The organism is Bacteroides finegoldii DSM 17565 (assembly GCF_000156195.1).
Classification (GTDB): Bacteria; Bacteroidota; Bacteroidia; order Bacteroidales; family Bacteroidaceae; genus Bacteroides; species Bacteroides finegoldii.
In genome coordinates, this window is record NZ_GG688337.1 from 25,753 (window position 1) to 51,504 (window position 25,752).

The following is a 25,752-nucleotide window of genomic DNA, read 5'->3' on the forward strand; positions in this document are numbered from 1 at the left end:
TAACCATAAATGGCAGAATCCACGATAATAACCGGACAGTTTGTTCGTATCAGCCAAACACCCGCCAGTATCGGTGAACGTCTGATCGCTTTGATCATTGATTATTTTCTGATCGGGCTTTATCTATATTCTACAATTACCCTTATTGCAAAGTTACACTTGCCATCGGGATTCAACCTGTTCTTTTTTCTGTTTATCGTTTATCTGCCCATACTCGGCTACTCCTTTCTCTGCGAAATGTTCAATCACGGACAGAGTTTCGGAAAAAGATTGATGAATATCCGTGTGGTAAAGTTGGACGGTTCTACTCCCAGCATTGGTTCTTACCTGCTACGGTGGCTCCTTTTCATAGTTGACGGACCATTGACAAGCGGTTTAGGCATCTTTGTCATCCTACTGACCAAGAATAATCAGCGTCTAGGTGATCTCGCTGCCGGAACAATGGTGATTAAAGAAAAGAACTATCGCAAAATACACGTCAGTCTTGACGAATTCGACTATCTGATGAAGAATTACCGTCCGGTCTACCCTCAATCCGCCGACTTATCATTGGAACAGGTAAATGTGATTACCCGTACACTAGAGTCCGGAGAAAAAGACCGCATACGGCGCATCTCAGCGCTTGCCAAAAAGGTACAGTCACTTCTTTCCATCACTCCGCAGGATGGTAATCAGGAAAAATTTCTCCAGACGGTATTAAGAGATTATCAATATTATGCGTTAGAAGAAATATAGGAAGTTTGTCCGATGGCCCTACATATTTACAGCTTAACAACCAGATATACAGTTCCTTTGTTCGTATACTTAGAAGAGACACGTTTCGCACGATTGGATACCTTTTTGAAGAAAAACTTCTTCATCACCCGCAGAGAATACAGTCAAATAACGGGTTATTGAAAGGAAAAGCACTGCGTGAGCTCAACCTTATGGTCGAAAAGGGCATTCTTAAGACACAGAAACCGGGAATCGGACAATACACTTAAAGGCTGATAATCAGCAGAATGACCAGTTGTTCAGTAATAATTAAGGTGATAATAGAAAATACGTTTTCTTCTATTATCACCCGCTATTGTCACCAAATTTCACCTGGCTATCAATAGATTAAGCCAGAAAAGTGACAAGTGACAATTAAAAGAGGGGTTTATCTCACTGTGAGACCGGACACCGTTTAGTCCACCTGTCCCAGAGAATTTCCGTATTCCATTTCTCCTTGAACCACAAAGAGAACTTCTTCCGGATCGTATTCTCCCATTTCATCCTTTTTGGCTTCTTTCACAATGTAAGCCACAACCTCTTCCAGATCAATATCAACATATCCATCCGCATCGGGCTGAGCATCAAGGATTCCACTTTCAGAGTAATACTCGTCAATCAAATCGAGGAAATAATACAACTCGTCATCCGAGAATTTCTCCTTCAGTTCTTGAGGCAGATAGTTTTTGATAAACTCGATGGTCTTTTCGTCATCGGCATCTGCTAATAAAAATCTTCTTCCAGTCCCATGATCATTTAAGTATTAAGTGATAGATATTAAGTAGACTGCTTATAACAGCTTCTTTACTTTCTCTACAAATACAGGTTTGCTGACAGCGCCTACTTGCTTGTCTACAATCTCACCATTCTTGAAAAACAATACGGTAGGGATATTACGGATACCATATTCAGCAGGCAAATCGCTATTTTCATCCACATCACACTTGCCGATGATTACCTGTCCTTCAAACTCTGCCGCCAATTCTTCAATAATAGGAGCTACCATTTTGCAAGGGCCACACCAAGGAGCCCAAAAATCTACCACAACCGGTTTTCCTTCTGCAAGGATCTCCTTATAGTTGCTGTCTGTAATTTCTAAAGCCATTTTTTTAAATATTAAGTATTAATTATTAAATAGTATTTCACTTGCTATTACCGCCACAAATATAATCAATTTATACGGAACCCCAATTCCGGACGGTCTTTTAAATAGGTAATTAATTCACGGCCCACCGAAAGCTTGACCGGACGGGAAATTAAGTCGACCGCCATACGGTTTACATCAATATCATCCGTCACCCTAAAATAGAGTTCCGTATTTCCCGGATGTTCTTTTGTCAATGTTGCAAGTTCTGTGATTAAAGCGGAGTTCAACACGGACAACGGGATAATAATGGTTATCTTCTGCACCAACTCTTCTTTTACATCCGGCAGCAGTTCCATAGAAGTAATCTTCACTTCCAGTTCATCCTGCCGCCATTGCTTGGGTTGACAACGAGCTTTGATAAACAAAAAAGTACCCTCATTGAGGTATCCTTGATAAGTCACCCAGTCATTTCCCCAGAATGGAATCTCGGTAGAGCCGGAATAATCTTCTATCTTGGCGATACCATAAGGATTTCCGTTCTTGCTGATTCCACGACGGACACTGGTCACAATACCTCCCATCGTTATTTCGCGACCAGCAAGGGCTGCTTTATCTTCCAAATCTGCCATACGTGTGTTGCAGACGTGTTCCAATACAATGGAGAATTCATCCAACGGATGAGCTGAAAGGTAGATACCAACCAAATCACGCTCACGGTTCAAACGGTCGAGATCACTCCAACGCTCTACTCCCTGAGGAATCTCAGGAGTTGCCACATCAATTACGTTTTCGCCACCAAACAGAGAATTGACTGCAGCAGCTTTATCAGCCTGATAACGGTTGCCATAACGCATCAAAGTTTCCAGGAAAACTTCTCCTTTAGAGTTGACAGCAAAGTACTGTTCACGTTTCAGTTCCGGAAAACTGTCAAAGCCACCGGCCAACGCGAGGCATTCCATGTTCTTCTTATTGCAGGCATTCAGATTGACACGTTGCACAAAGTCGAAAATTCCGGTAAAAGGACCGTTCTTTTCACGTTCCTCCATGATACTCTGCACGGCAGCCTCGCCTACTCCTTTTACGGCTCCAAGCCCGAAACGGATATTACCGTCACGATTTACAGTAAACTTCAAGTTACTCTCATTGACATCCGGTCCCAAGGTCTGAATACCCATCGCCTTACATTCATCCATCAGCTTCGTGATATCCGTAATGTTCGACAAACTTCGGCTCATTACAGCCGCCATATATTCGGAAGGATAATTCGCTTTCAGATAGGCAGTCTGATAAGCCACCCATGAATAACAAGTAGCATGAGACTTGTTAAAAGCATACGACGCAAACTTTTCCCAGTCCGTCCAAATCTTTTCGAGAACTTTCGGGTCGTGTCCGTTCTTACGTCCACCCTCGATAAATTTAGGCTTCATGTGATCCAGCTTGTCACGCAGCTTCTTACCCATTGCCTTACGAAGAGCATCAGACTCACCGCGTGTAAAGTCCGCCAACAAACGTGACAAAAGCATCACCTGTTCCTGATAAACCGTAATCCCGTATGTATCCTTCAAGTACTTTTCCATTACCGGAATATCATACTCAATCGGCTTACGTCCATGTTTACGATCGATAAAATCGGGGATATAATCCATCGGTCCCGGACGGTAGAGAGCGTTCATGGCAATCAAATCTTCGAATGTAGAAGGCTGCAACTCACGCAAATACTTCTGCATACCGGCAGATTCAAACTGGAATGTACCGATCGTACGACCGTCACTGTATAATTTATAAGTAGCCGGATCGTTAATATCAATCTGATCCACATCCACTTCAATGGCACGGCTCAGACGGATATTTTCAACGGCTTCTTTAATGATAGACAATGTCTTCAAGCCAAGAAAGTCCATCTTAATCAGTCCGGTATCTTCAATCACCGAACCTTCATACTGGGTGACAAGCATTTTCTCACCCGTTTCTTTATCATCGGCAGTGCTGACAGGCACCCAATCGGTAATATCATCACGGCAGATAATCGTACCGCAAGCATGCACACCCGTACCACGTACATTACCTTCAAGCATTTTGGCATATTTCAGCGTATCGCGCACCAACGGATCCGATGAAGCTTCGGCAGCTTGTAATTCGGGCACGTATGCAATCGCATTCGGCAAGTTCAGTTTCTTATCCGGAATTTTATCCGGCACCAGTTTAGCCAAGCGGTCGGATTCCGAAAGAGGAAGTTTCTGCACACGGGCAACGTCCTTGATAGCCAACTTTGTAGCCATCGTACCATAGGTAATGATGTGCGCCACCTTTTCCTGACCATATTTATTCGTCACCCAGCGAAGTACCTCACCACGACCGTCATCATCAAAGTCCACATCAATATCAGGCAAAGAGATACGGTCCGGATTCAGAAAACGTTCAAACAGCAAATCATATTGGATAGGGTCGATTTTCGTAATTCCCAGACAGTACGCCACAGCCGAACCGGCCGCCGATCCACGTCCCGGACCTACGGATACACCCAACTCCTTGCGGGCAGCATTGATAAAGTCTTGCACAATCAAGAAGTATCCGGGGAAACCCATAGTCTTCATGATATATAGCTCAAAATTCATGCGTTCCTTCACTTCTTCCGACAAAGGCTCGCCATATATCCGTTTCGCACCATCGAAAGCCAACTTAGCCAGATAGTCTCCTTCGAGCTTGATACGATAGAGTTTATCATAACCACCCAGACGTTTTATTTTAGCCTTCGCATCCTCTTCACTCAACACCACATTGCCATGCTCATCTTGCGTAAACTCATCGAACAAGTCTTTCTCCGTAAATTTCGCTCTGTATTCTTCTTCTGTTCCAAAGTCCTCAGGAATAGCGAAAGTAGGCATAATAGGGGCATGATCGATGGAATAATATTCTACTTTATCGAGAATTTCCAATGTATTGCTCAAAGCTTCGGGTACGTCCGCAAAGAGTTCATTCATCTCTTCACGTGTTTTCATCCACTCTTGTTTGGTATAAAGCATACGGGTAGGGTCATCCAAATCCTTGCCGGTACTCAAACAGATCAGACGGTCGTGCGCTTCCGCATTTTCCTCGTCCACAAAATGAACGTCGTTCGTACAAATCAATTTTATGTTGTACTTTTGGGCATACTCCATCAGGTATTTATTCACTTTTACCTGCATTGGATAACACTCGTGATTGGCACGGGGAACGGTCGCTTTATGGCGTTGCATCTCTAGATAAAAGTCATCTCCGAATAAGTTCTTATACCACTGTATGGCTTCCTCCGCTTCCGCAAACTGATCATTGGTAATCCGTTTCGGTATCTCTCCACCGAGGCAAGCCGAACAGACAATCAGACCTTCATGATACTTTTCCAATTCGCTGCGGTCGGTACGCGGACGCATATAGTATCCGCGCGTCCATGCGTGCGATACTAATTTAATAAGGTTATGGTATCCCTTTTCATTTTTAGCCAATACAATCAGGTGGTAACCGCTCTGGTCGAGTTTACCTTCTCTTAAATCCATTGTACGGCGTGCCACATACATCTCACAACCGATGATGGGTTTGAACAGTTTGCTTTCCGCTTCTACAATTTTGGCTTTACAATCGGCAATCTCAGCTTCTTTGTCCTCACACTCTATGGTTCCGGCTTCTATACCCGCAATTCGTTTTTTCAGGTCTTTGACCTCTCCTTTGGGACCGCTATTCTTTTTATTAACGTAGTTCGTAAATTCTTTAATACCGAACATATTTCCATGATCGGTCACGGCAATACCCTTCATTCCATTCTTCATCGCTTTGTCGACCAGACGAGCCACGCTAGCCTGACCGTCCAAAAGAGAATATTGGGTATGGACATGTAAATGAACGAAATCCTGCATAATGATAAGTAGTTAATTTGAAGGCATAAAATTACTATCTCCCGAGAGATAAACAAAAATAATCCTCAAAAAGTTATCAACATTCACATTTCTATGCCTAATTACTTGCTGATTTTTTAAATTAAGTATATTTTTGCAGGCAATATCATTAAACAGCATTCATGGGCCGACTAAAGAAATTAAAGAAAATACGTATTCACCGCGAAGGAACACATATATTATGGGCTAGCTTCTTGCTACTACTATTGATTAATGTCGCTCTTTATTGGGGAATCGATTGTAAGATACCATTCTATGTGGTAGCAGTAGCAAGTATAACAGTTTATCTGTTGATGGTGAATTTCTTTCGTTGTCCGATCCGTCTCTTCGGACAGGACACTGAAAAAATAGTCGTAGCACCTGCCGACGGAAAAATCGTTGTTATCGAAGAGGTTGATGAAAACGAGTATTTTCATGACCGGAGATTAATGATCTCCATCTTTATGAGTATTGTCAACGTACATGCCAATTGGTATCCGGTGGACGGTACTATTAAAAAGGTGGCACATCACAATGGAAACTTCATGAAAGCCTGGCTGCCGAAAGCCAGTACGGAGAACGAGCGTTCTACGGTGGTAATCGAAACTCCGGAAGGAGTGGAAGTGCTTACCCGCCAAATCGCCGGAGCTGTGGCACGCCGTATCGTCACCTATGCAGAGGTAGGCGAAGAATGTTATATTGACGAACATATGGGATTCATCAAGTTCGGTTCCCGCGTGGACGTATATTTACCCATCGGCACGGAAGTCTGTGTCACTATGGGACAATTAACAACCGGTAACCAAACAGTTATCGCCAAACTCAAATAATCCTGTCACAATGACGAACGTTATTAAAAAAAATATTCCGAATACCGTAACCTGCCTGAACCTTTTCTCCGGTTGTATTGCTTGTGTCATGGCTTTTGAAGCCCGTTATGAACTAGCATTACTATTCATTATTCTAAGCTCCGTATTCGATTTTTTCGACGGAATGTTGGCACGTGCGCTTAATGCACACTCCATCATTGGAAAAGATTTGGATTCATTGGCGGATGATGTCAGCTTCGGTTTTGCTCCCTCAGCGATTGTATTCTCTCTGTTCAAAGAGATGTACTATCCGGCAAGCATGGAATTTATCGCTCCTTACCTGCCGTACGCTGCATTCTTAATCTCTGTATTCTCTGCTTTGCGGCTGGCAAAGTTCAATAACGATACCCGGCAGACCACTTCTTTCATCGGTCTTCCTGTTCCTGCCAATGCTCTGTTTTGGGCTTCTTTAGTAGCAGGCGCACATGACATACTGATTTCCGAAAGCTGTCATCCTGTCTATCTTTTTATAGTTGTTTGTCTGTTTTCATGGTTATTGGTAGCAGAAATCCCCATGTTCTCTTTGAAATTCAAGAATCTGTCATGGAATGACAACAAAATCAGTTTTACATTTTTGATTGTATGCATTCCTTTCCTTGTATTTCTTGGAATCAGCAGCTTTGCAGCCATCGTTGTATGGTATATTTTACTTTCACTTTTTACAAGAAAAAGTAAATAAACAATCTCTTGGCACGTTTGTTGTACTATGAGTTTTATCAGAGTTACAATATAAAAATCATAGCCCAATGCATATACTTTTATTTATACTTCTCTTTATCATCACCATTATCGTATTTGGTCTTTCAGTTGTCGGACTCATACTCAAAGCCATCTTCGGAATAGGCCACCGTTTTTCGTCTTCATCACGACCGAGACAAAACGAATCCGGACGTAGCGCGGACCAGCAAAGCTACAGTCAGGGAACACATCGTCCGACGGATCATGAAGAGGAAATATTCTCCGACGACGTTCCAAGAAAAAAGCATAAAAAGATATTCACCCAGGATGAAGGAGAATATGTAGACTTCGAGGAAATTAAAGAATAACGATAAACTCTACACAGCTCGGTTATTAATCACCACTCCATCAATCGCTATCTACGTTTTGCCGCAAAGAAGTTTTTCATAAGGGCGGCACATTCGTCTGCCAGCAGTCCTTTGACAACCACTGTTTTGGGATGCAGCGCCGAAACGGCATATTTCTGATAGCCACGTTTTTCATCTTCGGCACCGAATACGAGTTTACCCGTTTGTGCCCAGGCAATGGCTCCCGCACACATCACGCAAGGTTCAACCGTGACATACAATGTACATTCATTCAGATACTTACCACCAAGGACATTGGCGGCAGCAGTAATGGCCTGCATCTCGGCATGAGCCGTTACGTCATTCAATGTTTCTGTGAGATTGTGGGCACGTGCAATAATCCGTTCTTTACAAACAACGACCGCCCCTACAGGCACTTCACCCCGTTCGGCAGCTTTACCGGCTTCTATCAAAGCCTGTTTCATAAAGTAAGTATCGTCCAGCATCCCCCTCTAGTTTTTAATCTACATTTTTTTAAGATTATCCCCTATCGTCTCATATCGTGCTCACCAAAAAGGGTGGGATAATCTTCTTCCATATTCTTATGGATAAACATGAGAATCGTTTCACGAAGCCAGCGTGACTTATTGGTTATCTTGTATTTCTCAAGATAACGATCAACAATCAGCTGTTCTTCGTCGCTCAACAAAATGCTCATACGTCGTTCACGTTTCGTACACTCGACGTGCATTTTCAGGCACTTTTTACTTCTTTTTCTCATATCTTCTGCAAAATTACTTTTACTTCTGTAAATACAAAGAATAAAAGCAGTAAATTTGCAAAAAAAGATGGCTAAACATAATGAATTAGGAAAAGCCGGAGAAAATGCCGCAGTAACCTATCTGGAGCAACAAGGTTACATTATTCGTGACCGGAACTGGAGAAAAGGACATTTTGAACTGGATATTGTGGCTACCCAAAAGCAGGAATTAATTGTAGTGGAGGTAAAGACCCGCAGCAATACTCAATTTGCCGAACCGGAGGACGCTGTTGACATCCCTAAAATAAAACGTACCGTACGCGCTACGGATACCTATATGAGACTATTTCAAATCGATGTACCTGTACGATTCGATATCATTACGGTAGTGGGCGAAGACGGAAACTTCAAGATCGAGCATATCAAAGAGGCGTTTTATCCTCCTTTATTTTAAAATTCAAGACATAGAAGATACAAAATTATTATAAATTGATTAATTATGAATGTTGAAACAGCCAGAGAATACAGCCTCAGCAAAAAAGCCGCTACGGAAGATATGCCTTTCGGTGATGATTTCCTGACAATCAGAGTCATGGGAAAAATGTTTTTATGTATTAGTTTCAATACGCCTGACAGGATTACGATGAAATGTGATCCAGACTACGCCATCGAATTGCGGGACCATTACAATGGCGTGGAAGGTGCTTGGCATTTTAACAAGAAATACTGGAACCAAGTATTCCTTGACCGCGACCTAGATGATAAACTGATAAAACAATTGATCGACCATTCCTATGATGAAGTCCTCAAGAAGTTCCCCCAAAAACTACGTGCAAAATATGACGCCCTCCCCTGAAATATTCCCCGTTCCATTGATTCATATCAGTGAAACGAATTCGACCAATAACTACCTGCAAACTCTTTGTGCCCGGCAAAAAGTAGGGGAGTTGACGACCGTAGTTGCCGACTTTCAAACATCCGGACGAGGGCAACGTGGGAATTCTTGGGAATCAGAACCGCTCAAGAACCTCCTTTTTAGTTTTGTGCTTTTCCCTGTTTTTTGGGAAGCGCGCTGCCAGTTTCTTATTTCGCAGATTATATCTTTGGCTATTAAGGAAGAGTTAAGTACTTATACTGAGGACATTTCTATCAAATGGCCGAACGATATTTATTGGAAAGAGAAAAAGATTTGTGGAATATTAATCGAAAACGATTTGATGGGACGGAACATCTGTCAAAGCATTGCAGGAATCGGAATCAATATTAACCAGGAAGAATTCTACAGTCCGGCTCCCAATCCTGTTTCACTATATCAAATCACTGGAAAACGCCATGATGTCTTTAAGATATTAAAGAATATCATGATCCGTGTTCAGTCTTATTATGCCAAACTTCAAAAAGGAGATATAACACAGATAACCAACCAATATGAAAAATCACTTTTCAGAAAAGAAGGAATGCACCGATATAAAGATATTGACGGTGAATTTCTGGCACGAATTATTTGTGTTGAGCCGGAAGGTAGGTTAATCTTAGAAGACGAAAAACAGGTCCGAAGGGCTTATATGTTTAAGGAAGTGGAATATTTATTGAGATAAAAATCTTTTATATATGAGAACTACATTATTTGCTTTGTTATTTTTCATAATTAGTTGTGAAGACTCAGAAAACAGTCCTACCCCATCTATTAAAGAAAGCGATACTGATAACCAAGAAGAGTCTTATCAACTTCCTGTAATCTTCCACATCTTTTACGATGGGAGCGATTCAGACCAAACTGTGACAACTAAAAGAATAAAAGAAATTATTGATGCTTGCAATAAGTATTATGACAATTCGAATAACAAAAGTGTAGATATTCATTTGAAATTCATCCTTGCTACCCACAACAATGAGGGAAAAGTACTTTCTGAGGCTGGAATAGAGCGTATAAAAGTAAACAACGCAGAATTGGACTGTGACAATTTTATGGATGACAAGTCTAATATTCAATATCTATGGGATACCGACCAATACATCAATATTATGTTATATCGGTTCACAAACAAAAATATATTAGGAATCTCTTACCTTCCATATACAGTCAAGCCGGACAAATTAGAAGGACTAAATCAACTTAATTTCTTACCAACACACTCCACTCTGACATATCCTCACTGTATATCTATCAACAAATTATATATTAACGGGAAAGCCAATATAGAAGGACAAATCTATAATCCTTCAGATGTTATTGCCACCCTTGCCCATGAATTTGGACACTATCTAGGTTTATATCATACTTTCAATGAAACGAAAGACTCGGCAGGAAATATAATTACCAATCTATGTGAGGACACTGACTATTGTACAGATACCCCTCCTTACAACAGAGATGAATATAAAGATTTTTTAGACAACTATATCCCTAAAAATGGAATCAAGATCACATTCAATGATTTACCATATCTTATGGAAAGGAAAAACTGTATGGATAATACCCAATCTACCCCAAACAACATCATGGACTATGAATACTCATACGTTAATCGCTTTACCAATGAACAAAAAAATAGAATCCGGTATGTGCTGGCACACAGTCCGTTGATTCCAGGAAAAAAGGTTACCAGAAGTATAACAAAGACATCGGCACCACAAGAATTTCCCATGCGAACAATCAAATAAAACTGTATTATAGAAAAAGAGGTGAACCATTTTCAGCGATTCACCTCTTTTTCTATTCTCAATATCTTATCCAATGTCTTTTGAGCCTCTGTTGACGGAAATTGTGAAATAACTTTTCTCAACGAATTCCGGGCCTTCTGATAACCGGTCGAAAAGACTTTTGATAATCCATCCCGATAACGCGCATATTGCATCTTAGTAGGCGATGCAAGTTTTTTAAAATCAGTATCCAACCGTTTCTTCTCCTTTTCAGCCATCAGATAATAGTAATTACCTAAGAATATATTAGCAGCCAGATTATCCGCATCCAACTGCAAAACCTTTTCATACATACGCAGAGCCTCCTTTTCCTGCCCACGGCACACTTGTATCTCAGCACATGCCTCCAGATAATCTACATTATCAGGAGTCTTTTGAAGCAATTCCTTGTAAAACAGATAAGCCTTGTCATAATTCCGATTCTTCCTATAAGCAGAAGCCAGTTCTACAGCTAATTTTGAACTAATATCACTACTCTTATCAATGCTCGTCCAATAGAACATCTCGGTACGGTCTATATCCAAACCGATTGTTTGGCGGAAATAGCTCACAGCCTGTCCATGCTGCCCTGATTCAATGGCAGCAGACACTTTCTGCAACATTTCATCGACCGACTGCGCATTCAGCACCAGTGGCAATGAAAACAATGATAAAAAGAAGATAGTTAAGGCTCTCATAATCCCACTTTTGTTATTTAGTTCGTGACACACAAAGATACAATAAAAAAAATAAAAGATGTACCTTTGCGGACGAAAAGAACAATCAATTTGATAAAAGTGTTTTTATACAATGACAGATAAAAAACAGGTCACTGAAAACAGACGAATATTACAGATTGCCATCCCATCAATCATATCGAATATCACCGTTCCATTATTGGGACTCATCGATGTCACCATTGTAGGCCATCTCGGTTCTCCGGCCTATATCGGGGCCATCGCCGTAGGAGGAATGCTGTTCAATATCATCTACTGGATTTTCGGATTCCTTCGCATGGGGACCAGTGGAATGACTTCACAAGCTTACGGACAGCACGACCTTAACGAAATCACCCGACTATTGCTACGTTCCGTCGGAGTAGGATTACTCATCGCTTTCTGTCTGCTGCTGCTTCAGTATCCCATTCTGCACTTGGCATTTACATTTATAAAGACCACATCGGAGGTAGAACAACTGGCAACCACTTACTTCTACATCTGTATTTGGGGAGCTCCCGCCACCTTAGGGCTTTATGGATTTGCAGGCTGGTTCATCGGTATGCAGAACTCACGTTTTCCGATGTATATCGCCATTACCCAGAATATAGTTAATATTGTTGCCAGCCTATGTTTTGTTTACCTATTGGATATGAAAGTGGCAGGCGTAGCCGCAGGAACTCTTATTGCCCAATATGCAGGCTTCTTCATGGCTCTTTGGCTCTATATGCATTACTACCATACGCTCCACAAACGAATCGTCTGGAAAGAAATAATACAAAGACAAGCCATGTATCGCTTCTTTCAAGTTAACCGCGACATATTCTTCCGTACACTCTGTCTTGTCATGGTCACTATGTTTTTCACCTCTGCCGGAGCAGCACAAGGAGAAGTCGTTTTAGCCGTCAACACTTTGCTTATGCAATTATTCACCTTATTCTCCTATGTCATGGATGGCTTTGCTTATGCCGGTGAGGCGTTGGCTGGACGTTATATCGGCGCAAAAAATCAAACAGGCCTCCGCAGTACCGTACATCATCTCTTTTATTGGGGATTGGGCCTTTCGTTTCTATTCACCCTCTTATATTCAGTTGGCGGGAAAAGCTTTCTAGGCCTGTTAACCAATGATATTTCAGTAATCGCCGCTTCCGACTCCTACTTTTATTGGGCACTTATCATTCCATTAGCCGGTTTTTCCGCCTTTCTTTGGGATGGTATCTTTATCGGCGCTACCGCCACCCGCCAAATGCTTTACTCCATGTTGGTAGCTTCCGCCAGCTTTTTCGGAATATATTACGGATTCCATTCCTTGTTGGGAAATCATGCCTTATGGTTGGCTTTCCTTGTTTATCTTTCACTAAGAGGAATCGTGCAAACTTTTTTAGGGAGACAAATCATGCGAAAAGTAATCGTTCCCTGATGAGGAGTATCCGATAAATTATCTCTATATTTGCGGAAAACATTAAAAGTAAAAGATATGGCAAAGTATAAAAGAATTCTACTAAAATTAAGCGGAGAGAGCCTGATGGGCGAAAAGCAATACGGCATTGACGAAAAAAGATTGGCAGAATATGCGGAACAAATCAAAGAAATCCACGAACAAGGGATACAAATCGGCATTGTCATCGGAGGCGGAAATATTTTTCGTGGCCTAAGCGGAGCTAGTAAAGGTTTCGACCGTGTGAAAGGCGATCAAATGGGAATGTTGGCTACTGTCATCAACAGTCTTGCCCTCAGTTCGGCACTTGTTGCCACCGAGGTGAAAGCCCGTGTATTGACAGCAGTACGGATGGAACCTATCGGTGAATTTTACAGCAAATGGAAAGCCATCGAATGTATGGAAAACGGTGAAGTGGTTATCATGTCCGCAGGAACGGGAAATCCCTTCTTCACCACAGATACCGGTTCTTCACTGAGAGGAATTGAAATCGAAGCAGACGTTATGCTGAAAGGGACTCGTGTAGACGGTATCTATACAGCTGATCCCGAAAAAGATCCTACCGCAACCAAGTTTGACGACATCACTTATGATGAAGTTCTGAAACGTGGTCTGAAAGTTATGGATTTAACTGCTACTTGTATGTGCAAGGAAAATAATTTGCCTATCGTTGTATTTGATATGGATACGGTAGGCAACTTAAAGAAGGTAATCAGCGGAGAAGAAATAGGTACATTAGTACACAACTAATCTCCCGATCGAATAAAATTAATCGTCTGACAGTTGATTCTTTTTCGTCTGACTACTGTCAGACGAAAGTTCAACAGTAGTCAGACGCAAGTTTAACTATTGTCAGACGATTAATTTTATGCATAAACAAGATTAGTTCCCTCTTTACTTAGAAATAGTTTTTAGCATACGAAAGATTAAATTATACTATCAACCGCCTAAACGCTTGTTTATCATTGACGAACTGCGTACTTTTGCACGCCATAAAAAAAGGACTAAGAACAATGAATAACAAGACCAAAGGTTTTATCTATGGAGCCATTGCCGCTGCCAGCTACGGTATGAATCCTCTTTTTGCACTTCCGCTCTATGCAGCCGGAATGAGTGTCGATACCGTTTTATTCTACCGTTATTTCTTTGCCGCAATCGTGCTGGGTATTCTGATGAAAATGCAGCGTCAATCCTTTGTGCTTCACAAGGCAGACGTCTTGCCCTTAGTCATTATGGGATTGCTGTTCTCTTTCTCATCGTTGCTCCTGTTTATGAGCTATAATTACATGGATGCCGGAATCGCTTCAACCATCCTGTTTGTTTATCCGGTAATGGTAGCTGTTATTATGGGGGTGTTCTTCAAGGAAAAAATATCCGCAATTACAGTTTTCTCTATTCTGCTGGCACTTTCGGGTATTGCTTTGCTCTATCAAGGAGATGGTGATAAACCGCTATCCACGTTGGGGATCATCTTCGTACTGCTGTCTTCACTTTCATATGCTATATACATAGTAGGTGTGAACCGCTCAACATTGAAAAACCTGCCAACCACCAAACTTACATTTTACGCCATCCTGTTCGGACTATCGGTTTACATCGTCCGTCTGAACTTCTGTATGGAGCTGCAGGTTATACCATCCACCTGGTTATGGGCAGATACATTGGCTTTGGCTATTCTGCCAACCGCCATTTCATTGGTCTGCACCGCCTTAGCTATCCATTATATAGGCTCTACACCAACCGCCATTCTAGGTGCTTTGGAACCTGTGACAGCCTTATTTTTCGGTGTTATGCTGTTCCATGAGAAACTAACTCCTCGCTTAATGGTTGGTATTTTAATGATTATCACCGCCGTGACCTTGATTATCATCGGCAAATCACTCATAAAAAAGATGGGGATGCTGTTGCAGATGAACAAAAAATAATATACTTTTGCTACTTAATCAATCAAATAGCAACTTTAATTATCAAAAAATATGGTAGACGTAAAGACTTGCCTTGACAATGCACAAGAAAAAATGGATATGGCTGTTATGTATCTGGAAGAAGCACTGGCACATATCCGCGCCGGAAAAGCGAGTACCCGACTGTTGGACGGTATCCGTGTAGACTCTTACGGAAGTATGGTTCCTATCAGCAATGTAGCAGCCGTAACTACTCCCGATGCACGTAGTATCACCATCAAACCGTGGGATAAGAGTATGTTCCGTGTCATCGAAAAAGCGATTATCGACTCCGACCTCGGTATCATGCCTGAAAATAACGGCGAAGTGATCCGTATCGGTATTCCCCCTCTGACGGAAGAACGTCGTAAGCAATTGGCAAAACAGTGTAAAGGCGAAGGCGAAACTGCAAAAGTCAGCGTACGCAACGCCCGCCGAGACGGTATCGATGCACTTAAGAAAGCTGTAAAAGACGGATTGGCAGAGGATGAGCAAAAGAATGCGGAAGCGAAACTGCAAAAGATCCACGATAAGTATATCAAACAAATTGATGATATGCTTGCTGAAAAAGATAAAGAAATTATGACTGTATAAGTTGAGCATGGAGAGTTGAGAGTTGAAAGTTACTATGTAGTATACCAACAACGCGTTCAGCTCTCAATTCTCAACTCTCAATTCTCAACTTATGAAAGGATTAGTAATCAAAAACACAGGTAGCTGGTATCAGGTAAAGAGTGATGACGGACAGTTTATCGAATGTAAAATCAAAGGTAATTTCCGACTCAAAGGAATCCGAAGTACCAACCCGGTAGCGGTAGGCGACCGTGTCCAGATTATCCTTAACCAAGAAGGCACTGCCTTTATCAACGAAATAGAAGATAGAAAAAACTACATTATCCGTCGTTCTTCCAATCTTTCCAAACAATCTCACATCCTTGCCGCCAACCTCGATCAATGTATGTTGGTGGTTACTGTCAATTATCCCGAAACTTCAACAATCTTTATTGACCGTTTTCTCGCATCTGCAGAAGCCTATCGGGTTCCTGTCAATTTGGTATTTAACAAAATAGATGCCTACGATGAAGATGAGTTCCGATATTTGGACGCACTAATCAATCTATACACACATATCGGTTATCCCTGCTTCAAAGTTTCCGCCAAAAACGGTCATGGAGTAGAAGCAATCAGAAAGGCACTGGAAGGTAAGATTACACTGTTCTCCGGACATTCGGGAGTAGGAAAATCCACCCTTATCAATGCCATACTGCCGGGAATAGAAACAAAAACGGGTGAAATCTCTTCATATCACAACAAAGGAATGCATACTACCACTTTCTCCGAAATGTTCCCTGTGGACGGAGACGGATATATCATCGATACTCCCGGTATCAAAGGATTCGGTACATTCGATATGGAAGAAGAAGAAATCGGACATTACTTTCCCGAAATATTCAAAGTCTCCGCAGAATGTAAATACGGCAACTGCACACACCGTCACGAACCGGGATGTGCTGTGCGCAAAGCGGTAGAGGAACATTTAATCAGCGAATCACGCTATACTTCCTACCTAAATATGCTGGAAGATAAAGAGGAAGGAAAATACAGGGCAGCTTACTAGATCAAAGAGAATAATAAACTGAAAAACATACAATAGCTTTATTAGCTACATAAACAATTTTAAAACCATGAAAAAAGGCTGCATCATTTTTCTTATCTTAAATGTACTGACAACGTCTGCATTATTCGTCGGTGGATTCATTCTAAATTCCGAAGAACAAGAATCCGACAAACAAAGTTCAACAGAATCCTCACCATCCAAAGATAGTTTATCACCCAAAGATAATTTATCATACTTAAAAGATGAAACACACTTTGTTGCCCAAGAAAAACAAAAAGGAAAACTTAAGACAGATGTCACCTATTATTTAGCAGAGAAAGGATATACACTTTCAAAAAATACAGAAATAACGGTTATTTGCCAAACAGACGAACAAAACACGTTAATGGAAGATAAGGATGGAAATCGCTTTACCATACCAAGTAGAAGCGTGGAAACACAGCGTCCCCTTAAAATGATTAATCCTAATTATCATTATTATATGGGTGGTACTTGGCTCCACACTTTCGATCCTTATAAACGCCCCATTACAGAAATCATATCCAAATGGGGAGACTATACATTATGCAATAAGCAAGAAGGCTCTTACACATTTCCATATCTAACTCATGTTTCAGGAATCAGTAGAGGACACTCTGTCACTCTGCTCACAGATGAAAAAGGAATTGTCACCGGAAGCCGATGTTCCAATGAGAGTTCGAACCTTTTCGGTTTTTTGTTCTTCTACTCTGATATTCTTTCACTAAATGTATATGAGCCACAAGGCACATTACTAATAGAACCAGGAACCGATACTGACAACAGTGGATCTATCATCGAAGGAATTTATATGTATGTGTTATATACAATACCAGCAGCAATACTATTGTTCGTAATTCTTTGGGGTATGATGATTGTCCGGATTGTCCCTAACAATATTATCAACTTCACACTTCGCGCAGGAACATTTCTTATTATATATGTTCTTTCCATCATCTTCTTAGAACACTATCATAGTGTGTGGCTGATTCTTTTCCCATGTTATATGGGAGTGGGATATATGCTAATTAGAGGATTAAAAAATTACTTAAATTTAGAAGCGCGCTGCACACGCTGCCATGCCATCAACAGTATTAACCGCCATAAGGAAGAAACCGGACGGGAAAGAACTATAAGAAAATGTAACATTCATTTCCATTTAGAAGCCAATGGAGATATTACACATAGCGCCTATGTATATAACGAAACAACCGTACATTATCATCACAAAGATGTGTGTGAAAAGTGTAAATATACACAGGAATACAACAGTGACACAGTATTAAAAAAAAGCATAGAAGAATGCCCGCATTGTGGTAGCACAGACATCAGTAAAGAAATGGATATCGACAACATTAAATATAAAGGAGGGAAAATAACCTTTGACTATGCATATCAAGAGTACTGTACCCTATGCAACGAATCGATATGGGAAGGAAATGGATCGTATTATTTCAATGCCCCAAAACCTGCAAATACACCAAAGAGACGCACTCCAGTTTCTAACGCAACTCCTCAGTCTCAAGATAATACTTTTAGACACGGATATGAATGTCGTTACTTTGATAGTGGACTTTCTAATCAAATGGGCACAGGAATATGTATCAAAACAGGGTGTGACCAAAATGGAGATAAATGTAACAAAGAAGGAGGTTACTGCCCATGGTTTGAATTACGAAATTAAACATATTTAGACCTAATAAGGTATTGCAAAAAATTATCAGTCAGAGGATGTCTGAGAATAAACTATCCCCAGAAAGTCGGACATCCTCTAATTAATAAAAGAGGGAAGATTACTTCTATTTTATCATTATTCAATTAAACCTTTTCTATCAAAAACAATCTAACCTACTGAAGATACAATGTAATATGCTATATACTATACTAAACCATGAATAAGAAGACTAAATGGGGGATCATCATCCTTGTTGGTACCGGAATTATCGGTGGAGGAATTTATTCACAATTACCCAAAAAGAACGACGAACTAACAGCAGCCGACAAAATAATGAGCGGCAAATCTAAAAAAGGGAGACAAGTTTTAAATGTAAACGCCAAAATTATAAAACCGCAATCCCTGACAGACGAATTTACAACTACCGGTGTATTGCTACCCGATGAAGAAGTAGATTTATCTTTTGAAACTTCCGGAAAGATTGTTGAAATCAATTTTGAAGAAGGAACATCGGTGAAAAAAGGACAGTTGCTTGCCAAAGTAAACGACCGACAGTTACAGGCACAACTACAACGCCTCGTCTCACAGTTGAAACTGGCAGAAGACCGTGTATTCCGTCAAGACGCATTGCTGAAGCGAGATGCTGTCAGTAAAGAAGCGTATGAACAAGTAAAAACAGATTTGGCAACCTTGAATGCCGATATCGAAATTATAAAAGCAAATATTGAACTGACCGAACTGCGCGCTCCGTTCGACGGAGTTATCGGACTTCGCCAAGTCAGTATCGGTACTTATGCTTCACCGACAACAGTGGTTGCCAAACTAACCAAAATCGCTCCGCTAAAAGTCGAATTTTCCGTACCGGAACGTTACGCCAAGCAAATAAAGAAAGGAACAAACCTGAATTTCAGTGTTGAAGGTAATCTGGACGCTTTCGGTGCGCAGGTATATGCCGTTGAATCAGCTATTGACCCTAATCTGCACCAATTTACAGCACGTGCACTCTATCCGAATGTGAAGCATATTTTACTACCCGGCCGCTATGCGAGTGTATTATTGAAGAAAGACGAGATTGAAAACGCAATCGCTATCCCCACAGAAGCAATTGTCCCGGAAATGGGTAAAGATAAGGTCTATTTATATAAATCGGGAAAAGCCGAACCGGTGGATATCATAACCGGTATTCGTACCGCATCCGAAGTACAAGTAATAAGGGGGTTGCACATGGGAGATACCATCATCACCTCAGGAACACTGCAACTCCGTACCGGACTTGCCGTAACGCTTGACAAAATTGATTAATACCTGCGCCCTATGAACATATCCGAATTAAGCATACGCCGCCCGGTATTAGCCACCGTACTAACCATCATTATCTTACTTTTCGGATTTATCGGATACAACTATCTGGGTGTCCGTGAATATCCGTCAGTGGATAATCCGATCATCTCTGTCAGTTGCTCTTATCCGGGAGCAAATGCCGACGTTATCGAGAACCAGATTACCGAGCCGTTGGAACAGAATATTAACGGTATTCCGGGTATCCGCTCTTTATCCAGTGTCAGCCAACAAGGACAGAGCCGTATCACTGTAGAATTTGAATTGTCCGTCGATCTGGAAACCGCTGCAAACGACGTGCGTGATAAGGTATCACGTGCACAACGGTATTTACCGCGTGACTGTGACCCTCCTACCGTATCGAAAGCTGATGCGGATGCACAACCTATCTTAATGGTTGCTTTACAGAGCGACAAACGCTCGCTATTGGAGTTAAGCGAAATCGCAGACCTGACAGTCAAGGAGCAGTTGCAGACCATCTCCGATGTAAGTAGCGTTTCTATCTGGGGAGAGAAACGTTATTCCATGCGCCTTTGGCTGGATCCGGTAAAAATGGCGGGCTATGGTATCAGCCCTATTGACGTAAAAAATGCGGTAGACAATGAGAACGTGGAACTTCCGTCAGGTAGTATCGAGGGAAATACTACCGAACTGACAATCCGAACACTTGGATTGATGCATACAGCTGATGAATTTAACGATTTGATTATCAAGGAATCGGATAACCGCATCGTACGTTTCAGTGACATAGGTCGGGCTGAATTAGGTCCTGCCGACATCAAAAGTTACATGAAGATGAATGGCGTACCAATGGTAGGTGTCGTAGTCATTCCGCAACCGGGTGCCAACCATATCGAAATTGCCGACGCAGTATATCAGCGTATGGAGCAAATGAAAAAGGATTTGCCGGAAGATGTACATTATAATTACGGATTCGACAACACTAAATTTATCCGTGCATCTATCAATGAAGTAAAGTCCACCGTATATGAAGCTTTCGTACTCGTTATCATCATTATCTTCCTCTTCCTGCGCGATTGGCGTGTTACGTTGGTACCTTGTATTGTGATTCCCGTCTCCCTTATCGGTGCATTCTTCGTCATGTACCTGGCTGGTTTCTCCATCAACGTACTTTCTATGCTTGCCATCGTATTGTCTGTGGGATTGGTGGTGGATGACGCTATCGTAATGACGGAAAACATCTATATCCGGATAGAAAAAGGAATGAGCCCGAAAGAGGCGGGAATAGAAGGAGCTAAAGAAATTTTCTTTGCTGTCATCTCGACAACCATTACACTGGTTGCCGTATTCTTCCCCATCGTCTTTATGGATGGTATGACCGGACGATTATTCCGTGAATTCAGTATTGTGATTTCCGGTTCGGTTATCATTTCTTCATTTGCCGCACTGACTTTCACGCCTATGCTGGCAACCAAATTACTGATAAAACGGGAGAAACAGAGTTGGTTCTATGCGAAAACAGAACCTTTCTTTGAGGGTATGAACCGCCTGTATAGCCGTTCATTGGCTGCTTTCCTTCGCAAACGCTGGATTGCCCTTCCTTTCACGGTCATCACTATATGTCTCATCGGAATTCTGTGGAATATAGTACCGGCCGAAATGGCTCCTTTGGAGGACCGTTCACAAATCAGCATCAACACTCGTGGTGCAGAAGGTGTGACTTATGAATATATCCGGGATTACACAGAAGATATCAACCAACTTGTCGATTCCATTCTTCCTGACGCCGAAGCCGTGACTGCACGTGTTTCCAGTGGTAGCGGTAACGTGCGTATTACTTTGAAAGATATGCAGGACCGTAACTACACCCAGATGGAAGTAGCCGAAAAAATATCGAAAGCGGTACAGAAAAAGACGATGGCACGTTCGTTTGTGCAGCAACAGTCTTCTTTCGGCGGTCGTCGCGGAAGTATGCCGGTTCAATACGTTCTTCAAGCTACCAATCTGGAAAAACTGGAAGAGGTATTGCCCAAATTCATGGCAAAAGTGTATGAAAACCCGGTCTTTCAGATGGCAGACGTTGACTTGAAGTTCAGTAAACCGGAAGCCCGTATTCAAATCAACCGTGATAAAGCCAGCATTATGGGAGTAAGTACTAAAAACATTGCCCAAACTTTGCAGTATGGATTAAGCGGACAACGTATGGGGTATTTCTATATGAATGGAAAACAATACGAGATCTTGGGAGAAATCAACCGGCAACAGCGAAATAAGCCGGCCGATCTGAAAGCGATCTATATCCGCAGCAATAATGGAGACATGATACAGCTAGACAACCTGATCGAATTGGAAGATGGTATTGCTCCTCCTAAATTGTACCGTTACAATCGTTTTGTGTCGGCTACCATTTCTGCAGGCTTAGCCGATGGAAAAACAATCGGTCAAGGTTTGGACGAAATGGACAAGATAGCAAAAGAAACATTGGATGATACTTTCCGTACAGCTCTGTCCGGAGACTCAAAGGAATACCGTGAAAGTTCTTCCAGTCTGATGTTTGCCTTTATCCTGGCTATTCTCCTAATTTACCTGATTCTGGCAGCACAGTTCGAAAGTTTCAAAGACCCGTTGGTTATCATGCTGACAGTGCCGCTGGCTATTGCCGGAGCTTTGGTCTTCATGTATTTCGGAGATATTACGATGAATATTTTCAGTCAGATCGGTATTATCATGCTGATCGGTCTGGTGGCGAAGAACGGTATTCTTATTGTAGAATTTGCCAATCAGAAACAGGAAGCCGGAGAGGATAAAATGAGTGCCATCAAAGATGCTGCCCTTCAACGCCTCCGTCCGATTCTGATGACAAGTGCCTCTACGGTTTTGGGACTTATCCCGCTGGCATTTGCCACCGGAGAAGGTTGTAACCAGCGTATTGCCATGGGTACGGCGGTAGTGGGTGGTATGGTCGTATCCACTCTGCTTACAATGTACATTGTACCGGCTATTTACAGTTACATTTCGACTAACCGAATCAAAAAACTACAAGAATGAAACAGAAAGGAATTTGCATGAAACGCATCATTTATATCACCATTGCATGTGCCTTCTTATCAGTCTCTTTTGCAAAGGCACAAGTTCTCACTCTCAAGGAGTGTCTGGAAGAAGGATTGCAAAACAATTACTCTTTACGTATCATCCATAACGAAGAGCAGATCAGCAAAAACAACGCAACGTTGGGAAATGCGGGTTACCTGCCTACACTGGACTTCTCTGCCGGATATACCGGAAACCTCGACAATATTGAGACCAAGGCGCGTGCTACCGGGGAAATAACAAAAAATAACGGAGTCTACGATCAGACGGTTAATGTCGGTCTTAACCTCAACTGGACTATTTTCGACGGATTCAATATCAGTACCACCTACAAACAGTTGAAAGAGCTGGAACGTCAGGGGGAAACCAACACGCGTATTGCTATTGAAGATTTTATTGCTGCCCTGACTTCCGAATACTATAATTTTATCCAGCAGAAGATTCGTCTGAAAAACTTTCATTATGCAATGTCGCTTTCCAAAGAGCGCTTACGCATAGCCGAGGCTAGTCACCTGGTTGGTAAGTTTTCAGGACTGGATTATCAGCAGGCAAAAGTGGATTTCAATGCAGACAGTGCCCAATACATCAAACAACAGGAATTGCTCCATTCTTCACGCATCCAGTTGAATGAACTAATGGCCAACAACAATGTCAATCAAAACATTATTATCAAAGACTCCACCATCGACGTACACAGCGACTTGCAATTTGATGATTTGTGGAATTCTACGTTAGCAACCAATGCTTCTTTGCTCAAGGCCGATCAAAACACGGTACTTGCCCAATTGGACTACAAGAAAATAAACTCACGCAACTATCCATATCTCAAATTAAATACCGGATATGGATATACGTTCAACAAATATGACATCAATGCAAACAGCAGAAGAGGTGAACTGGGCTTTAATGCCGGAATAACTGTCGGTTTTAATATCTTCGACGGTAATCGTCGCCGCGAAAAGAGAAATGCAAGTCTGGCTTTCAAGAATCGTCGCCTGGAACGACAGGACTTGGAATTAGCACTTCGCTCTGATCTCAGTAACCTATGGCAAGCCTATCGCAACAATCTTCAATTGCTGAATCTGGAACGTCAAAACCTGATAACCGCCAAAGACAATCACGATATTGCCATGGACCGTTATATACAGGGGGACCTCTCCGGTTTTGAAGTGCGTGAAGCACAAAAAAGTTTGTTAGATGCAGAGGAACGCATCCTTTCTGCTGAATATAATACGAAACTTTGCGAAATATCCCTGTTGCAAATCAGCGGAAAGATTACGAAATATCTGGAATAAGGAAGTAGTTTCCATTTATTTTTTGATTGGGTTAATCTTCTTATCGGGAGGGTTAACCCAATTTTTACTGTATAAAAAACAGTTATTACATATCGATGTTTTTCTTTCTTCCTACATTTGCATACTATAAAAACATTAAATAATAAAAGCCATGAGAAAACTAAGTCTTTTCTTACTGCTACTTTTTATCCTGACAAACGCCTCAGCCCAAAAAGCAACAGATTACAGAAAACAACAGAACTACAAAGAATGGGTACACATCGCCCCCAAATTTGACGATGATTTCTTCAAGACGGAAGAAGCCCAACGCATTGGTGACAACGTGTTACTCTATCAACAAACGACTGGAGGCTGGCCCAAGAATATCTATATGCCGGCAGAACTGACGGAACAAGAATATAATGCGGCACTAAAAGCTAAAAAAGATACCAACCAAAGTACCATTGACAACAATGCCACCACGACAGAAATAGAATATTTGTCACGGCTTTATCTGGCTACGCAAAAGGAGAAATATAAAGAAGGAGTGCTGAACGGTATTCAATATCTGCTCAAATCGCAGTATGAAAACGGTGGATGGCCTCAATTTTATCCGCGTCCCAAAGGTTATTATGTACAAATCACCTACAATGACAATGCAATGGTGAGAGTCATGAATCAACTTCGGAGCATATACGAAAAGAAAGCTCCGTACACTTTCCTTCCTAACAAGATCTGTGAACAAGCACGTAATGCATTTAATAAAGGGATAGAGTGTATACTCAAAACGCAGGTGCGCCAAAATGGAGAGTTAACAGTGTGGTGCGCCCAACATGACCGTGTCACTTTGGAACCCTGCAAAGCACGTGCCTATGAACTCCCATCACTAAGCGGACAAGAGTCGGACAACATTGTATTACTGTTGATGTCACTTCCCCATCCATCTGCAGACGTTGTAAAATCCATAGAAGGTGCTATCAAATGGTTCCAAAAGTCTGAAATAAAAGGAATACAGAAGGAATATTTCACTAACAGTGATGGCAAAAAAGACTATCGCATGGTTCCCTGTGAAGACTGTCCTACTCTTTGGGCACGTTTTTATGATCTGGAAACAAACCGACCTTTTTTCTGCGACCGTGATGGCATTAAAAAATATGATATATCGGAAATCGGACACGAACGCCGAAATGGTTATAGTTGGTATAACAAAGATGGAAGCAAGGTGTTGAAGAGATATGAAAAATGGAAAAAAGAACAGAATAAGTAATCATAACTGATGAAAGTTTGATGTTTACATTGCAAATGTAAATATCCGAAAAATCTTTAAGTCCTTAGGGATATTCCTAAAATAATAAAATTTAAGGCAACTACTTCATTGCGAATTAGTTGCCTTTTTTGTATCTTTAAGCATTCCCCCCAAAAAACGGTTTGACGGCCAAAACGGGGGTAATCTAAAATAAAAACACATGGTAAAGATACAAAAAATCTCAGAAATCGAACCTCGTTTAGGTTTTACCGAGTTCGATATGCTTAAAAAATATCGTCAAAGTTTTGCAACGAGTGAATTAGGTCGACTCCATTCTCTATTCCCTTTCTC

The 25,752-nt window shown here is 41.5% G+C and carries 23 protein-coding genes and 2 pseudogenes; 19 read left to right on the forward strand and 6 right to left on the reverse strand.

Translation table 11 applies throughout. The features are described from left to right. The first annotated feature begins 9 nt into the window (after positions 1–9). Complete coding sequence (locus tag BACFIN_RS01350) at positions 10–735, forward strand: RDD family protein (protein WP_007757867.1); 726 nt, start codon at positions 10–12, stop codon at positions 733–735. A gap of 433 nt (positions 736–1,168) precedes the next feature. Here BACFIN_RS01350 and BACFIN_RS0220270 read toward each other — a convergent pair. From BACFIN_RS0220270 to dnaE, 3 genes and pseudogenes are all read right to left on the reverse strand, one after another. Continuing rightward, positions 1,169–1,503 (reverse strand): annotated as a pseudogene (locus BACFIN_RS0220270) (hypothetical protein). 40 nt (positions 1,504–1,543) lie between these two features. Further along, on the reverse strand, positions 1,544–1,858 hold the full coding sequence (trxA, locus tag BACFIN_RS01340) for a thioredoxin (protein WP_007757870.1): 315 nt from the start codon (positions 1,856–1,858) through the stop codon (positions 1,544–1,546). 65 nt (positions 1,859–1,923) lie between these two features. Continuing rightward, on the reverse strand, positions 1,924–5,730 hold the full coding sequence (gene dnaE / locus BACFIN_RS01335) for a DNA polymerase III subunit alpha (protein WP_007757871.1): 3,807 nt from the start codon (positions 5,728–5,730) through the stop codon (positions 1,924–1,926). A 161-nt stretch (positions 5,731–5,891) separates the two neighbouring features. Between dnaE and BACFIN_RS01330 the strand changes: the two genes are divergently transcribed. The 3 genes from BACFIN_RS01330 (at position 5,892) to BACFIN_RS01320 (ending at position 7,663) form a co-directional block, all read left to right on the forward strand. After that, on the forward strand, positions 5,892–6,578 hold the full coding sequence (locus BACFIN_RS01330; RefSeq protein WP_007757873.1) for a phosphatidylserine decarboxylase family protein: 687 nt from the start codon (positions 5,892–5,894) through the stop codon (positions 6,576–6,578). A gap of 10 nt (positions 6,579–6,588) precedes the next feature. Then, complete coding sequence (pssA, locus tag BACFIN_RS01325; RefSeq protein ID WP_007757875.1) at positions 6,589–7,296, forward strand: CDP-diacylglycerol--serine O-phosphatidyltransferase; 708 nt, start codon at positions 6,589–6,591, stop codon at positions 7,294–7,296. Positions 7,297–7,363: 67 nt separating this feature from the next. Continuing rightward, positions 7,364–7,663, forward strand: a complete 300-nt coding sequence (locus BACFIN_RS01320; RefSeq protein ID WP_007757877.1) for a DUF4834 family protein — start codon at positions 7,364–7,366, stop codon at positions 7,661–7,663. A 47-nt stretch (positions 7,664–7,710) separates the two neighbouring features. On the opposite strand, the gene BACFIN_RS01315 is transcribed toward BACFIN_RS01320, so the two are convergent. Beyond that, positions 7,711–8,148 carry a nucleoside deaminase gene (locus tag BACFIN_RS01315; protein ID WP_007757878.1) on the reverse strand — a complete coding sequence of 146 codons (438 nt, stop codon included), beginning with the start codon at positions 8,146–8,148 and terminating at the stop codon, positions 7,711–7,713. A 41-nt stretch (positions 8,149–8,189) separates the two neighbouring features. Beyond that, positions 8,190–8,423, reverse strand: coding sequence for a hypothetical protein (locus BACFIN_RS01310; protein ID WP_004299215.1), 234 nt, complete (start codon positions 8,421–8,423; stop codon positions 8,190–8,192). A gap of 67 nt (positions 8,424–8,490) precedes the next feature. On the opposite strand from BACFIN_RS01310, the gene BACFIN_RS01305 reads away from it, so the two are divergent. Genes BACFIN_RS01305 through BACFIN_RS01290 form a run of 4 tightly spaced genes read left to right on the forward strand, consistent with a single transcriptional unit; the run spans position 8,491 to position 11,066 of the window. Next, positions 8,491–8,856: a YraN family protein gene (locus BACFIN_RS01305; RefSeq protein ID WP_007757879.1), complete on the forward strand. Its 366-nt coding sequence runs from the start codon at positions 8,491–8,493 to the stop codon at positions 8,854–8,856. Between the two features lie 45 nt (positions 8,857–8,901). After that, positions 8,902–9,258, forward strand: coding sequence for an MmcQ/YjbR family DNA-binding protein (locus tag BACFIN_RS01300; protein ID WP_007757881.1), 357 nt, complete (start codon positions 8,902–8,904; stop codon positions 9,256–9,258). Next, on the forward strand, positions 9,242–10,000 hold the full coding sequence (locus BACFIN_RS01295) for a biotin--[acetyl-CoA-carboxylase] ligase (RefSeq protein ID WP_007757882.1): 759 nt from the start codon (positions 9,242–9,244) through the stop codon (positions 9,998–10,000). The genes BACFIN_RS01300 and BACFIN_RS01295 overlap by 17 nt, the downstream gene beginning before the upstream one ends. 13 nt (positions 10,001–10,013) lie before the next feature. Next, positions 10,014–11,066: a zinc-dependent metalloproteinase lipoprotein gene (locus BACFIN_RS01290; protein WP_007757884.1), complete on the forward strand. Its 1,053-nt coding sequence runs from the start codon at positions 10,014–10,016 to the stop codon at positions 11,064–11,066. A gap of 32 nt (positions 11,067–11,098) precedes the next feature. Here BACFIN_RS01290 and BACFIN_RS01285 read toward each other — a convergent pair whose 3' ends face one another. Continuing rightward, complete coding sequence (locus BACFIN_RS01285) at positions 11,099–11,782, reverse strand: tetratricopeptide repeat protein (protein WP_007757886.1); 684 nt, start codon at positions 11,780–11,782, stop codon at positions 11,099–11,101. A 112-nt stretch (positions 11,783–11,894) separates the two neighbouring features. Between BACFIN_RS01285 and BACFIN_RS01280 the strand changes: the two genes are divergently transcribed. From BACFIN_RS01280 to BACFIN_RS23920, 11 genes and pseudogenes are all read left to right on the forward strand, one after another. Then, positions 11,895–13,220 (forward strand): MATE family efflux transporter, encoded by a 1,326-nt coding sequence (locus tag BACFIN_RS01280; protein ID WP_007757888.1) that lies wholly within the window; start codon positions 11,895–11,897, stop codon positions 13,218–13,220. Between the two features lie 57 nt (positions 13,221–13,277). Beyond that, complete coding sequence (pyrH, locus tag BACFIN_RS01275) at positions 13,278–13,988, forward strand: UMP kinase (protein ID WP_007757889.1); 711 nt, start codon at positions 13,278–13,280, stop codon at positions 13,986–13,988. A gap of 263 nt (positions 13,989–14,251) precedes the next feature. After that, complete coding sequence (locus BACFIN_RS01270; RefSeq protein ID WP_007757890.1) at positions 14,252–15,163, forward strand: DMT family transporter; 912 nt, start codon at positions 14,252–14,254, stop codon at positions 15,161–15,163. A gap of 51 nt (positions 15,164–15,214) precedes the next feature. Continuing rightward, positions 15,215–15,775: a ribosome recycling factor gene (gene frr, locus BACFIN_RS01265; RefSeq protein ID WP_007757891.1), complete on the forward strand. Its 561-nt coding sequence runs from the start codon at positions 15,215–15,217 to the stop codon at positions 15,773–15,775. 91 nt (positions 15,776–15,866) lie between these two features. Continuing rightward, positions 15,867–16,799 (forward strand): ribosome small subunit-dependent GTPase A, encoded by a 933-nt coding sequence (gene rsgA, locus BACFIN_RS01260; RefSeq protein WP_007757892.1) that lies wholly within the window; start codon positions 15,867–15,869, stop codon positions 16,797–16,799. Between the two features lie 67 nt (positions 16,800–16,866). Beyond that, the gene (locus tag BACFIN_RS01255; RefSeq protein ID WP_007757893.1) at positions 16,867–18,501 is read left to right on the forward strand and encodes a hypothetical protein; all 1,635 of its coding nucleotides are present in this window, start codon (positions 16,867–16,869) and stop codon (positions 18,499–18,501) included. A gap of 207 nt (positions 18,502–18,708) precedes the next feature. After that, positions 18,709–19,794 (forward strand): efflux RND transporter periplasmic adaptor subunit, encoded by a 1,086-nt coding sequence (locus BACFIN_RS01250; protein WP_007757894.1) that lies wholly within the window; start codon positions 18,709–18,711, stop codon positions 19,792–19,794. A 12-nt stretch (positions 19,795–19,806) separates the two neighbouring features. Further along, a complete protein-coding gene (locus BACFIN_RS01245; RefSeq protein WP_007757895.1) occupies positions 19,807–22,839 on the forward strand; it encodes an efflux RND transporter permease subunit in 3,033 nt (1,010 codons plus the stop codon). Beyond that, on the forward strand, positions 22,836–24,176 hold the full coding sequence (locus BACFIN_RS01240; protein WP_004306530.1) for a TolC family protein: 1,341 nt from the start codon (positions 22,836–22,838) through the stop codon (positions 24,174–24,176). The genes BACFIN_RS01245 and BACFIN_RS01240 overlap by 4 nt, the downstream gene beginning before the upstream one ends. A gap of 151 nt (positions 24,177–24,327) precedes the next feature. Then, complete coding sequence (pelA, locus tag BACFIN_RS01235; protein WP_007757896.1) at positions 24,328–25,422, forward strand: pectate lyase; 1,095 nt, start codon at positions 24,328–24,330, stop codon at positions 25,420–25,422. A gap of 199 nt (positions 25,423–25,621) precedes the next feature. Continuing rightward, positions 25,622–25,752, forward strand: a pseudogene (locus BACFIN_RS23920) (transposase); the annotation flags it as partial.